Annotated in this window: 13 protein-coding genes; 2 read left to right on the forward strand and 11 right to left on the reverse strand. The window is 40.1% G+C overall.

Annotation, left to right across the window (positions count from 1 at the left end; all coding sequences use genetic code 11):
* The first annotated feature begins 22 nt into the window (after positions 1 to 22).
* Together AsFPU1_RS11060 and AsFPU1_RS11065 are read left to right on the forward strand one after the other, a co-directional pair.
* Positions 23 to 283 (forward strand): hypothetical protein, encoded by a 261-nt coding sequence (locus AsFPU1_RS11060; RefSeq protein WP_124970472.1) that lies wholly within the window; start codon positions 23 to 25, stop codon positions 281 to 283.
* Entirely contained in the window at positions 249 to 608 is a 360-nt protein-coding gene (locus tag AsFPU1_RS11065; protein WP_172957403.1) for a type II toxin-antitoxin system PemK/MazF family toxin, read from the forward strand. The genes AsFPU1_RS11060 and AsFPU1_RS11065 overlap by 35 nt, the downstream gene beginning before the upstream one ends.
* 64 nt (positions 609 to 672) lie before the next feature.
* Here AsFPU1_RS11065 and AsFPU1_RS11070 read toward each other — a convergent pair whose 3' ends face one another.
* The 11 genes from AsFPU1_RS11070 to AsFPU1_RS11120 all read right to left on the reverse strand — a co-directional run bounded on the left by AsFPU1_RS11070 (position 673) and on the right by AsFPU1_RS11120 (position 13,782).
* Positions 673 to 1,473, reverse strand: a complete 801-nt coding sequence (locus AsFPU1_RS11070) for a nitrate ABC transporter ATP-binding protein (protein ID WP_172957409.1) — start codon at positions 1,471 to 1,473, stop codon at positions 673 to 675.
* 303 nt (positions 1,474 to 1,776) lie between these two features.
* On the reverse strand, positions 1,777 to 3,786 hold the full coding sequence (locus AsFPU1_RS11075) for an ABC transporter ATP-binding/substrate-binding protein (protein WP_124970481.1): 2,010 nt from the start codon (positions 3,784 to 3,786) through the stop codon (positions 1,777 to 1,779).
* A gap of 74 nt (positions 3,787 to 3,860) precedes the next feature.
* A complete protein-coding gene (gene ntrB, locus AsFPU1_RS11080; protein ID WP_124970484.1) occupies positions 3,861 to 4,697 on the reverse strand; it encodes a nitrate ABC transporter permease in 837 nt (278 codons plus the stop codon).
* Positions 4,698 to 4,755: 58 nt separating this feature from the next.
* Entirely contained in the window at positions 4,756 to 6,129 is a 1,374-nt protein-coding gene (locus AsFPU1_RS11085) for a CmpA/NrtA family ABC transporter substrate-binding protein (protein WP_124970487.1), read from the reverse strand.
* Between the two features lie 421 nt (positions 6,130 to 6,550).
* Complete coding sequence (locus tag AsFPU1_RS11090; protein ID WP_124970490.1) at positions 6,551 to 6,880, reverse strand: helix-turn-helix domain-containing protein; 330 nt, start codon at positions 6,878 to 6,880, stop codon at positions 6,551 to 6,553.
* Positions 6,881 to 6,889: 9 nt separating this feature from the next.
* Positions 6,890 to 7,258 (reverse strand): type II toxin-antitoxin system RelE/ParE family toxin, encoded by a 369-nt coding sequence (locus AsFPU1_RS11095; protein ID WP_124970493.1) that lies wholly within the window; start codon positions 7,256 to 7,258, stop codon positions 6,890 to 6,892.
* A gap of 199 nt (positions 7,259 to 7,457) precedes the next feature.
* Entirely contained in the window at positions 7,458 to 7,880 is a 423-nt protein-coding gene (locus tag AsFPU1_RS11100) for a response regulator (protein ID WP_124970496.1), read from the reverse strand.
* Between the two features lie 80 nt (positions 7,881 to 7,960).
* Positions 7,961 to 10,357 (reverse strand): hybrid sensor histidine kinase/response regulator, encoded by a 2,397-nt coding sequence (locus AsFPU1_RS11105; protein ID WP_124970499.1) that lies wholly within the window; start codon positions 10,355 to 10,357, stop codon positions 7,961 to 7,963.
* A 128-nt stretch (positions 10,358 to 10,485) separates the two neighbouring features.
* Complete coding sequence (locus AsFPU1_RS11110) at positions 10,486 to 10,866, reverse strand: shikimate dehydrogenase (protein ID WP_227873338.1); 381 nt, start codon at positions 10,864 to 10,866, stop codon at positions 10,486 to 10,488.
* 69 nt (positions 10,867 to 10,935) lie between these two features.
* Entirely contained in the window at positions 10,936 to 12,294 is a 1,359-nt protein-coding gene (locus AsFPU1_RS11115) for a methyl-accepting chemotaxis protein (RefSeq protein WP_124970502.1), read from the reverse strand.
* Positions 12,295 to 12,339: 45 nt separating this feature from the next.
* A complete protein-coding gene (locus tag AsFPU1_RS11120) occupies positions 12,340 to 13,782 on the reverse strand; it encodes a methyl-accepting chemotaxis protein (protein WP_124970505.1) in 1,443 nt (480 codons plus the stop codon).
* Positions 13,783 to 13,821 lie beyond the last annotated feature (39 nt).

Genomic DNA, 13,821 nt, shown 5'->3' on the forward strand with positions numbered 1-13,821 from the left:
ACATCCCAAAAAAATACATCCTATGTTATTTAGCGTTACTGGAATCTATCGAGATGGCCAGATTCAACTAAGCGAACAACCTCCTGATCTCGCAGAAGAAACACAGGTAATTGTGACTTTTATCTCAGCTAAGGAAATTGATTTAGTCTCCAAAGGAATTAATCGAGAAGATGCAGCAAATCTACGAGCTAATTTAACAACTTTTGCAGATGATTGGAATAGTCCAGAAATGAGCATTTATGATAATTATGAACAAAACAGAGCCAACCTTAAAGCGCGGTGATGTCGTTCTTGTACTATTTACTAATTCTGATTTAACCACCGCTAAAACACGACCTGCTCTTATTGTACAAGCCGACGATCTAAATACAGGTTTATCGCAAGTAATTATTGCAATGATTACCAGTCAATTGTCTCGCGCTAATCACCCAAGTCGTGTTACTATTTTGCTTGATTCTTTAAACGGACAAAACTCTGGATTATTAGCCAATTCGGTAGTAATGACCGATAATTTGGCTACTGTTAAACTTCCAGCAATTTATCGTGTTATTGGCTACTTGTCAACTGAAGAAATAGATCAAGCGTTAAGATACACTCTTTCGTTATAACAAGTCAGTTTTATAATAAAGTGCATCACAAAAGATGATGCACCCTACTAATGACTAACAATAATTACGCTGCATCATCATCATGGGCAAAACGATTATAGAGGAAATCTAACGCATGGTTACGTAAATCGTAATATTGGGGATCTTCCATAATGCGATCGCGGTCACGGGGACGAGGGAAGGGAATAGTCATAATTTCTCCAATAGCAGCAGCAGGGCCATTAGTCATCATAACCAGACGATCAGCGAGGAATAACGCTTCATCAATATCATGGGTGATCATTAACACAGTACAACGGTGATCATTCCAAATTTGTAGCAATTCTTCCTGTAATTCCTCTTTAGTAATAGCATCTAACGCCCCAAAAGGTTCATCTAAGACTAACACTTCTGGCCGAATGGCTAAGGCCCGCGCAATAGAAACCCGTTGTTTCATCCCCCCAGAAATTTGAGTCGGTTTCTTGGTTTCTGCTTCCGTTAAACCCACCATTGCTAAATGATCCCTTACAATAGTCCGTTTTTCTGCTTCTCGCTTGTCAGGACTCACTGCATCCACCGCTAAATAGACATTTTCAAATACGGTTAACCAAGGAAGTAACGCATAATTTTGGAATACAACCATGCGATCGGGGCCAGGTTTGGTAACAGGTTTACCATTGACTAAAACTGATCCATCTGTGGGAGTAGCAAACCCTGAAACCATATTTAAAAGGGTCGATTTTCCACAGCCAGAATGGCCAATAACACAGATAAATTCTCCATCTTTAACCGTTAAATTAACATCTTTTAATACCGTATAAGGCCCTTTAGGAGTAGGATAAACTTTGCTGACGTTTTCGATAATAACAGAGAGATTACTATTCATACCAGATTGAGGTTTCAGGTCGAGAGTTTTAGGGGCATTAGATTGAATCATTTGCATTTTTTTCTCCTTGGTCAGTTATTAAGTGTAGGTTGGGTTGATGAATGTTACCCAACCTGTGTGGATCTGTTGGGTCTTATTACTTCGACCCAACCTACTGGACTGGCACATTTAAAATGTTGCAAGAGATCTAGAGATTGCTTCGGGGGTGTTTTTGGCTAAATTAATTAAATTAACCCTTTGATTGACCACTCGCACCTGTGACAGCTAATGCCCTATTTTAACTGTATCATTCCACTACAAACATTAAGCCGCAACAGCAATAGGAGTTTTAATCCCATCAAGATGAACTTCAGCCATCGTAAAGTTCTGTTTAATTTTTAATTCATTGAGATAACTAATAGGATCTTCCGCATCAAAAAGTATACCATCAAACAATTTAATGGGTTCACGACGATACTTAATATCACCCATTCCTAACTCTCTTGCTGCAGTACTAAAGACACCAACACGACACACCCGTTCTAAAATTTCCACCCAGTTACGAGGGAAGGGAATATGACCCCATCGCGCCATTTGTGTCATCATCCATAAATGTTCTGTGCGACTGGGACGATTCATTCCTTCCCCAAAGAACATATGATGGGCATATTCGACGGATTTTTCCAGATTACAACTATAGTCATTAGGATCGCCGAGTTGAATATATTCTGGGTTCGTACTAAGATATTGACGACCAGCTAATAATTGGCGAATATCTTCATGGTTAGCCTTATCAGCGCAATATTTACAGGCTTCTAATAACGCTTTAACCAAGGCAATATGACTATTGGGGTAGTTATTAGCCCAGTCTTCTCGTACTCCTAAGACTTTACCAGGATGTCCTTGCCAAATTTCTAAGTCTGTGGCTACAGTAAACCCGACACCTTCCATTGCGGCCCGCATATTCCAGGGTTCACCTACACAGTAACCGTCAATGGTTCCCGCTTTGAGATCCGCCACCATTTGGGCAGGGGGAATGGTTTCGAGATGAACATCTTTATCGGGATCGATGCCCCCTGCGGCTAACCAATAGCGCAGGAGAATGTTATGGGTAGAAGAAGGGTGAACCATGCCGAAAATATGACGTTTTTCGGTAGATTCGAGTAACATCCGTCTTAAGTCGTTGACAGTGTGGATTCCTTGTTCATAAAAGGACTTGCCTAACGTGATACCGTTTCCATTGCGGGTCATGGTTAAACCCGAAACAATAGGTAAGGGGGTTTCTAGATGTCCTCCTGCGGTTAACCAGGTGGGCATTCCTGCAGGCATTTGGGCCCCATCTAAGTAACCACCTGCCATCCCATCCACAATGCCTCGCCAACTGCTTTCACGGACTAAATTTAGCTCATCTAAGCCATGTTTGGTGAAAAAACCCCGTTCTTGGGCAACTATTAAGGGGGCGCAAGCGGTAAGAGGTACAAACCCGATTTCTAAATTGACTTTTTCTAAGCCATGACGGGCGATAGTTTCTATCTTTTTGGCCCGTATTTTTTTAATACGTTTCTGTTGGTTGAGGAAGTAAATAATCTCACTGCGAAGACTATAATAACTGGGATGGTTTACTACTTCCATCCGTTGACGGGGACGGGGTATATCAACTTCTAAAATACCGCCTATTTTTGATTTTGGCCCATTGGTTAACATAACAATGCGATCTGAAAGTAAGACGGCTTCATCTACATCATGAGTCACCATGACGGAGGTGATTTTGTATTCTTCACAAATCTTCATTAATTGTTCTTGTAAATTGCCTCTGGTTAAGGCATCTAAAGCACCAAAAGGTTCATCAAGCAACAATAATTTAGGGCGAATAGAGAGGGCGCGGGCGATAGCTACCCGTTGTTTCATCCCTCCTGATAGTTGTTTGGGATATTTATCAACTGCATGACCTAAACCCACTAATTTGATGTGTTGTTCAATGATTTCTTTGCGTTCTGCGATGGGATAGTCTCCCATTACTTCATCAACAGCTAGGGCAATATTTTGATGAACGGTTAACCAAGGTAAGAGGGAATAATTTTGAAAGATTACCATCTTATCGGGGCCAGGACTTTTGATTTTTTGTCCTTCTAAGGTAACAACTCCTTCACTGGGTAAATCTAGTCCAGCAATCATATTTAAAAGGGTTGATTTACCACAACCTGAGTGACCAATTAGAGAAATAAATTCTCCTTTTTTTATCTCTAAATCAATCCCTTGAAGAGCAATATATTCACCGCCACCAATTAAAGGAAAGACTTTATCAATACTGTCTGCTGCAACAAAAACACCCATGATTTTTACCTCTTAATTACTATGTAAAATGAGTAGGTTGGGTTTCGTGACCTTAACTCAACCCACATATTTAGTTATTCACCAGGAGAAATTAAAGTTTGTAGCCAACCCATAAAACGGTCAAGAACTAAACCAATTGCACCGATATAAATCAGGGCTAAAATGATGTCACTGATGTAGTTATTTTGGTAAGAATCCCAGATAAAGAAACCAATTCCAACAATACCAGACATAACAATCTCTGCTGCAATAATCGCTAACCAAGCTAAACCGATAGCAATTCTCAATCCGGTGAAAATGTAAGGAAGTGCAGAAGGAATCAGAATCTTAAAGAAGAATTTTTTCTGAGAAAGTTGGAGAACTTTACGAACATTAATGTAATCTTGAGGAATTTGTTGAACTCCTACAGCCGTATTAATTAAGATGGGCCAAACTGCGGTAATAAAAATTACGAAAAGTGCAGCAGGTTGGTTTTGTTGTAAAGCGGCTAAGGCAATGGGAACCCATGCTAAAGGAGGAACAGTTCTTAAAAATTGAAATAAGGGATCTAATGCTTTATTAGCAAAACTATTTAACCCGACAAACACTCCTGCAGAAATACCCACAACCGCAGCTAAAGTATAGCCAATTAATACCCTTTGTAAACTAGCCAAAGATTGCCAAAACAATCCTACATCGGTTCCCCCACGATTAAAAAAGGGATATAGTAAATAAGTACGAGTACGTTCATTAAACCAGAGATCACTCGGAGGTGGTAACTTAATTAATCCAATATTTGAAGAGATTTGCCACACAAATAAGAAACCTAAAATTCCTACAATGGGAGGCAAAATATTTTGAGAGTTCTTTTTCCACCATTTAGCAAAAGAACTATTGCCATTTTTACCTCTAGTATTAACCGTAGTTGCCATTTTGATTGCTCCTCAATTAGTTAGTTGTTTATAGATGAAAACTTGTTAAAGTGCTGAATTAAACTTTTTTAATTGCCAGACTCTTTAGATAGGCCTTGGGATCATCTGGATTAAATTCTTTGCCATCAAAGAACTTCTCAACTCCACGAGAATCACTGGTAGGAATATCCGCATCAGGAATACCCGCTTCTTTGGCCGCTTCTTTCCAAATATCAGAACGATTAACTTTACCAATTAATGCCTTAGCATTGTCATCTAAAGTAGTAGGAGGTAAGAAACCCCAACGTACACTTTCTGTTAAGAACCAAAGGTCAAGACTCTTATAGGGGAAAGAAATACTACCACGGGGAGATTTCCAATACATAGCTGCTTTTTGGAAGTCTTTAATTTCTGGTTGTCCATCACCCATAATATAAGTTCCTAGCAACATTGGTTCAAGAACATCAACCGGAATATTAAAATATTTGGCCCCACCTAAAATCTTAGCCATTTCGGGACGGTTTGCTTCCACATCACACCATTGTTGTGCCTCCATAATTCCTTTTAATAAAGCTTTAGTTGCTTTGGGATTTTTATCAACCCAGTCACCACGCATAGCAAAATATTCTTCAGGATGAAACGCCCAAATTTGTGAGGTCAAGGCAGCCATAAATCCAATACCGTCTCCTACAATACGAGCAGGCCAAGGATCTCCTGTACTAAATGCTTCCATACTTCCCGTCTTCATGTTGGCCACAGTTTGGGCCGCGGGGACAGTTAGTAGGTTAACTTCTTTATCGGGGTCAATACCACCTGCGGCTAACCAATAACGAATCCAAAAATCTTGGTTCGCTTTGGGGAAGGTATAGGCGGCCCTAAAAGGTTTACCTGCTGTTTTTAGGCCGACAATATAATCTTTGGCTTTGCTGACATCTAAACCAATGCCTTTGCCTTCTTGAGTTTTGGCGATCGCAATGCCATTTCCTTGAGTGTTTAGCATGGCTAACACATACATAGGAATTTTGACATTATTTTTAGTGATCAACCCCTCAGAAATGAGGTAAGGCATAGGCATTTGCCATTGTCCCCCATCAATACCCCCGGCAGCAGACCCGATTTCTACGTTATCTCTTGCTGATCCCCAGTTCGCTTGTTTGGAGACATCTACTTGAGTCATGCCATATTTGTCGAAAAAGCCCTTTTCATTGGCAATAATCAAAGGTGCAGCCTCAAAAATGGGAATAAAGCCTAATTTTGCGCTTGGGGTTTCAGGGGTGGTTTCGGGGGTTAAAGTTGAGGGAGAACCTACCGGAGATGGGGTTGAGGTTGGTGAATTGTTGCCTGTGGGTTCGGGAGGATTCCCTAAACATCCTTTTAATAACACTGCACTAGCTGCCGACATAGAGGCTGTTACTAGAAAGTTACGACGAGACAAAGGTGAAAAATCGGACATAAAATTTTATTCCTGCTAATAGTTGTAAACAGAACAATGAAAGAATATATACTTGGTAAAAAGGTCTTAAACCCTTACACAATAATAGTTTTAGCACCAATATTAATATTTTATATAAGTGCGATGGGTTGAGGTTCCTCAATGAATTTCATTGATTTGCTCAACTTGTTAAATCAGTTTAGCACCTTTCTTAAAATTTTTTTTTTTTTTTACCTGATCAACCATAACAAAAAACTAATCATATCCATAAGTATAGATTAATTTTTATGATTATTTGATTTTTGAGTGTGTTTTGTCGATATATTGTTTTTTTATTATCATTATAATTTATTTTTATCAATTATCAAAAAAAATTAAATCACAAAGAATAGGGGTCAACGGCCGTTGACCCCTACAATAAGGTTTCAGTTTTTACCTATATTTACCTTGATATAACGGTCAATATAGCTTTTGGACGAGATTCTGGCTTAGATGTAATGACAATTTCAACATCTTGGTTTAAAGCATTAAGAAAGCGAAAGAGTCGGTCAGTAGAAAACTCACGCAGTTGTCCGCGTATGAGTTTTGAGATTTTAGGCTGATCAATGCCCAAAATAGCGGCTGCTTGAACTTGAGTCAGATTTTGCTCTTTGATAATCTCCGTGATACATTGAGCAAGACGAGATTTTGCTAACGCTTCTTCAGCATTAGGATAGCCAAGATCAGTAAAAACATTGCCACAGCTTTCTTCAATAATAATGTCCTCAATCATAGCGTTTCACTATTGTTGTTTTTTCCATTGTCCGTAATGTTCCTCTGCCTTTTTCAATCGACTTTTAATTAAATTGATTTCGGTCTTCGGTGTAGCAATACCTTTCTTCGATTTTTTCTGGAAGGCATGAAGCACATAAACTCCACCCATAAAGCGAACCGTATAGACGGCACGATAAGTGTCACCCTCATAATTTTCCACGACTTCAAGAACGTTTGCTCCTCCAAATCCACTAAGAGGTTTTGCGTCTGGGTGCTTTTTTTCCTGTTGGGCGATGTCGAGCGCGTGTCCCATCATATCTTGCACCTCATCAGGAAATTCTTTGAGGTTACGTCTTGATGAACCCATCCAAAAAAGTGGTTTTCTCTCTATCTTCATGGTATGCTAATAATGGCATATTTTTTCAACCTTGTCTAGTAGTTAGGAATATGTTTGACTGAGATCTTGCACCTGATATTAAAAACTCGATTTTTTCCTAAACGACAACCAAATCAATGGGGTTTGCTCTAAAAATCAGTTTTTTTGGACTTTGGGCTTGCTAAAACGCATTTAAAATACGTTTTAGCTTACTATTCGGTTACAGTGGCTTGGCGGCCACTTGTTTAGTCGCCAGGACTTTAATTTTGATAATTAATGTCTTTTTAAGTTCCTCTTCGTTGGCGGTAGCGGCTTGAGGTTTAGGCATGAAATCCAAAGCTCCAGATTGCAAAACCTTAAAGATGTTGTCGATGTCTGCCTGTTGCACCACATTGCTAATGACCAAAATAGGTACAGGATATTTAGCCATCACTTGTTTGATTAATTCAAAACCATCCATTCCTGGCATTTGTAAATCAGTACAAATCACTTCTGGTTGCAATGTGGGAATCATAGATAATGCTTGATTCCCATCAAGAGCAGTTCCTACTACTTCAATTTCTGGGGAAGATTGCAAGATTTTTTTGAATAACCCCAATGCGACGGGGGAATCTTCGACTAAAAGAACTTTGATCGGTTTCATTGTGGGATCTCCGTGGAAAATAATGTGACTGTGTACCTTTATAGTTCCCGAATTTTTGGGATTTATAACTTTTTTTGCAATTAAATTAGTTGTTTCAAAGTTTGAATCAGAACTTTTTGGTCAAAATCCCCTTTGGTCAGATAAGCATTTGCCCCCGCTTCTGCACCGCGACGCTTATCTGTCTCTTTAGCCAAAGTAGTGACAAGAAGAATCGGTAATTCACTGTACTCTGGGTGTTGACGAATTTTGGCGGTCAGTTCCAACCCGTTTAGGTTAGGCATTTCTACATCCGAAACGACAGCATCGAAATGGCCTGTCCTTAGTTTGTTGTAACCTTCTAATCCATCAACGGCAATGGTTACTTCATATCCCGCACCTTCTAGAAGCCGTTTCATTTGAGTACGAATAATGATCGAATCTTCTACCAGAAGAAGTTTGCTCTTGGTTGTGACTAACTCATCTTCTATTACTGTCGTAATTTTGCCTCCTTTCTGTACAGATTTGCATAAATCTTGGGCATTGAGAACCATACAAACTTGTCCATCCGGGAGAATTGTTGCACCAGAAATATTGCGAACTCGTTTGAGTAATTTGCTTTGCGGTTTCAAAAAGACTTCTTGGCGATCAATCAATTGATCTACAAACAATCCCAACCGTTCGGTGCCTACTTTCAGGATGACGCAAGGTATGGTTTTTCCTGTAGAATTGATAGCTGCGGCGGAAGCAGGTGCGTTAAGCGGCAATTCTAATAAATCGGCTAACCAAAAGACTGAGACTGGTTGTCCCTCAAAATTAATCGTTTGAGAACCTTCGATCGCGAAAATTTCTTGCCGAGACACCAGCATAACTGTGTCTAGAAACTCTAAGGGAATAGCATAGGGAATGTGATCAATTTCTACGAGGAGAACTGAGGGAATAACGAGGTTGGCACTCACCAAAAGGCGAAATTCGCATCCCATCCCAGGAGTAGACTCTACCTGAATCGACCCTTTTAAACGCTCGACGTTGATGCGAACCACCTCTAAACCCATCCCTCTACCTGACAGTTCTGTAACTTCCATGCGAGTGGAAAATCCAGAGGTAAAAATTAAAGATTGGAGTTGATCTTTTGTCATTTTTGCCAATTCTTCTGGGGTACAAAGACTGCGCCGCGCTGCAGTCCGTTTAATACTCTCAATATCTAATCCCCGTCCGTCGTCTAATACCTCAATCCCAATGTTGTTGCCACTCTGGTAGCCTCGCAGACGAATGGTAGCAGTGCGGGGTTTGCCCAATTTTTCCCGTTCAGTTGGGGTTTCGATTCCGTGATCGATCGCATTACGAAAAATATGCAGTAAGGGATCTTTCATTTCTTCGAGAATCCGCTTGTCTGCTCGCGTTTCTCCCCCTTCGATCACTAGATTGATTTCTTTTCCCTGTTGCTTGCCTAAATCTCGCACCATGCGGTTAAAGGGATTGAACAGAGTCGATAAAGGCAAAAGTCGCAGGTTTTGCAGGCCTGATTCTAATTCATTGGTGATGCTTTCTAACTTATTATTATCTTCTGTAGCATCGAATTTTAAGTGACTAACCAAATCTCCCAATTTTTCTAAACGTTGCTCGGCACGCTTCCAGAATTTGTGGAAAGGTGTAAGGGATGGTTGGTCTAGTTCCTGTTCTAATTGCTGGAATTTTGAGCGATTAACTAAGTTATCCCTAGTCCAGTCTTCGTAAAGTTGGAAAATTTCTTCAATGTCGTTGAGACGGCGAGAAATTCGACCTTTGGTAATATTGAGTTCCCCTGTTTGTCTGATCAAATTGTCCAGTTTCTCAGAGTCAACGCGGATACTGTCAAAAGAATCGGTTTCTCGTTGGTTATGAATTGTTGGTTGTGGGTTAATAACTTCTGATTTCTGACTTTTTAGGGGGGATGTTATTTCTTTCTTATGGGTAACAGGCACTGCTTTGTTTTCTAAACCCCCTCCTACCAATGACTCCTGCTGCTTAACTACTGATTCAAAGAGATCCTCAAATAAGTTAATATCTTCAGTAACCAGAGCTTCTGGTACAGTTGGCATTTGCTGTAGGGTGTTATCTTGCTCTTGGGAATTACCATTTTGCTCGGCACCCATTAATTGAGCCAAGACGAGGAATGTATTAATGCCCGATGTTTTACCAGTAACCGCTTCATCAATGAGTTTGCGAATGGCATCGAGTCCGTGATAAAGGCGATCGCACAAATCTGAGGTGATCACCCTCTCTCCCTGTTTGACACCTACCATACAGTCTTCCATTTGGTGAACGAGAGTTTCTACGTCTGTGACTCCTAACATCCGCGAATCACCTTTAAGGGTATGAGCTTCTCGCAGAAATTCTTCTAGTTTGTCAGTATCATGGGGTTGCTTTTCTAGATACATTAAAGCCCCTTCTAGTTTTTGTACCCGTTCTGGGGTAACGCTTTTATAAATATCTCTGAGTTCGTCGTCTTCAATATACATAGTTGTAAGATTTGTTGTTAGTGTAAAAAACCCTCCGGCGGGTTGATCTAGTTTTTTGGTGAGAATCATGGTTATGTAAAAAACCCGCCCCTACTACAAATTTTGTGTAATTAATTTTGTGTACCTACTTATGGATTGGGAATAGAGCGCAATAACAGTGTAATGATGCTCGTCATTACAGCGACAATAATGGGAATAATTAAAGATTTTGCTCCTTTTAAATCCGCTACATCCGCTACTACTGTTTGGGTTGTTAATTTAATCTCTTTAATATCCTCCTTAATGGTTACTGTCTCGGTTTTCACTATTGCCATGTCTATTTTAAGGTCATTAACTTCCTTTTCTAGTCTGTCTAGTTTCTCCTCAACTTTATTGAATCGCTGGTCAACTTTATCAAATCGCTGGTCAACTTTATCAAATCGCTGGTCAATGCTATCAAATCGTTGCTCAAACTTTTCAAATTTCTGTTCTAGATATTCTTTTAGTTCTTGTTCGATCATGACTGACATTAAACTATGCTCCTGTTAGATAAATTGTCTCCCTATCTCCTCAATGATAAACAATGTCTCCCTACTCCTTTAAACGACAGCTTGAAGATCTTGAGCGGCAGATTTAAGTTCTTCGGTGGATACTCGGACTTGATTAATTCCAGCAGAGGTTTCTTGCGCTCCCAAATTAATAGCATTCATAGCGGCGATGACTTGCTGTACCGTCGTAACTTGTTGCTTAGAACTCACGAAGATCTTTTCGTTGTTGACGAATACGTGATTAACCGCTTCAGCTACTCCGGCAAATGCTTGTGCCATTCCTTCTGCAAGTCTGATACTTTCATCGGTCTTTTTAGAGCCTTCATCTGTTACCATCACGGTGCTGTTCATTGATACTTGTAAATCTGTTACCAAAATATTGATTTTCTCAGCAGATTTTTTGCTTTCGTCAGCTAGTTTGCGAATTTCGTTAGCAACAACACCGAAACCTTTACCCTGTTCTCCCGCACGAGCAGCTTCAACTGCCGCCTTAAGGGCAAGCATATTGGTTTTGTTAGCGATATTTGCCACTAGGTCGGAAATATTAGCAATTTGTCCGGTTTGTTCACTCAGTTGCATGATCTGTTCCGCAATGGATCGGACATTTTCTTTGAGAGTACCCATACCTTCCATTGTTTGCTGAACTGCTTGGGTTCCATTTTTAGCAATAGTTAGGGCTTCGCGCGCTTCAGATGTACTAGCTTCAGCTTGTTGAGCAGATTGAAGGGAAGATGCACCCAATTGTTCGATTGTGGTCGTAGTTTCGTTTACGGAATTTGCCTGTTGGCGGATGGTGTTTTGCTGCTGTTCGACGGTGTTAGCAATTTCGATTGAGGAAGAAGCAATATGGCCTGTAGCTTTTTCAAAAGTTGAGGTCATATTGTTCCATATCAGCAAGATGATTGCTATGACAATTAAGTTAATTAGAAAAACAATGATCTGGATGATTTTTACCCTGTTAGTTGTTGAATTAGAGACATTCTCTGCTGCTCCTACGGCTTCGTTAGTTGTATTGAAGAATTCTTCACTTACTGTAAAAAGTTTTTGCCTGTTTTGAGGGTTTGGATTTAGCCTGGTTTTCTCGATAAGGCCTTTAATATTTTGCCAATCAGTTTTAACCTTTTGCATTTTCAACCAAAAGTCTCTATCTATAGCTGGTGGCAAACCTAATTGTTTATCCCCCTCAATTAATCCATTGATTAATCCATCAATTTTTTGGATTAATTCATCACCTTGTTTGCCTGACAATTCTATTTTCACCAGTCGCTGAGTTCCACCTCTGACGATACCTGCTAGGTTAACTACCGTACCTTCTTTGCCGGTGGAAGTGAGCAAAACTGAGCCTAAATTGGAGACAGCAAGGACGACAATGCCGACGATAGTCAAACGAAATGGGACAGTAATTTTCATGAATATTCATCCTTAATTATAGTTTTAGGGAACAAGGAACAAAGATTAAACAACAGCTTGAAGATCTTGGGCAGCAGATTTAAGCTCGTCGGTGGAGACTCGGACTTGATTAATACTCTCAGAGGTTTCTTGCGCTCCTAAGTTGATGACATTCATGGCGGCGATGACTTGCTGTACCGCCACAACTTGCTGCTTAGAACTAGCAAAGATCTGTTGGTTGTTGACGAAAACGTGATTAACCGCTTCAGCTACTCCGGCAAACGCTTGTGCCATTCCTTCTGCTAATTTGATACTTTCATCGGTCTTTTTAGAGCCTTCATCTGTTGCTGTCACAGTGCTGTTCATTAATGCTTGTAGATCTGTTACCAAAGCATTGATTTCTTCAGCAGATTTTTTGCTCTCGTCAGCCAGTTTACGAATTTCAATAGCAATGACGTTGAAGCCTTTACCCTGTTCTCCTGCATGAACTGATTCTACCGCCGCATTGAGAGCAAGCATATTGGTTTGTTTGGCGATATTTCTTACTAGATTAGAAATAGTAGCAATTTGTCCGGTTTGCTCCTTCAGACGCATGATCTGTTCCGCAATCGATTGAACATTTTCTTTGAGAGTACCCATGCCTTCCATTGTTTTCTGGACTGCTTGGGTTCCATTTTCAGCAATAGTCAGGGCTTCCTGCGCTCCTGAAGCACCAGCTTCAGCTTTTTGGGCAGATTGAAGGGAAGATGCACCCAGTTGTTCAATAGTACTGGTTGTTTCGCTGACCGAGCTTGCCTGCTGACTGATGGTGCGTTCCTGCTGTTGTACGGTGGTGGCAATTTCAAATGAAGAAGACGTGACAGAACTCGCTACTTTCTCGATGGATTTACCAATATTAGACGCTGCCAATAATGCGACTGTGATGGCAAATATTACTGATAATAATGTACCGAGTGAACTTAATAGAAGCAGCAAATTACTGGTAGCTTTTTCTTTTTCGGATATCGTTTTTAAACCCGTTTGTGTTTGAGCAAAGATTTCCTCTCTAGTTTTGTCAACTTGACTCATTCGCAACTCTGTACTTAAATCAATCGCCTCGGCTAACTTTCCTTGCTCTAATAAGCTGAAGGTTTTTTGCGCGATTTGATCGAGTTCTTCCCCACTTTTCACCAGAAAATTTAACTGTTCTCGCTGTTTGGGATCTGTAATAATTTTGTCTAATGATTGACTGGCTTCACGAAATAGGTCAATTCCTTCCTGATAAGATTTGATGTAGCTGTCATCTTTGGGAAAAAGGAGGCGGCCTCTGACATTACGGACGACCCTGGATAATCCATTGATTGCCTCATCTGTGTGAATCATCTTCTCCTGAGAAATTGTTATTTGTTCTGATAGCTTCAAGTTTTCCTTAACATTGTTATAGTTAAGTACACCTAAAAGAATGAAAAAAGTAATAGGAAGTGAATAACTTAGTAGTAGACGGTTTCTGAGTTTTAAATTACTGAACATAGGATTGAGTTTCTCCGTTTTTTTGATTGGGTGATTAGA

Source organism: Aphanothece sacrum FPU1 (assembly GCF_003864295.1).
GTDB classification, from domain to species: Bacteria; Cyanobacteriota; Cyanobacteriia; order Cyanobacteriales; family Microcystaceae; genus Aphanothece_B; species Aphanothece_B sacrum.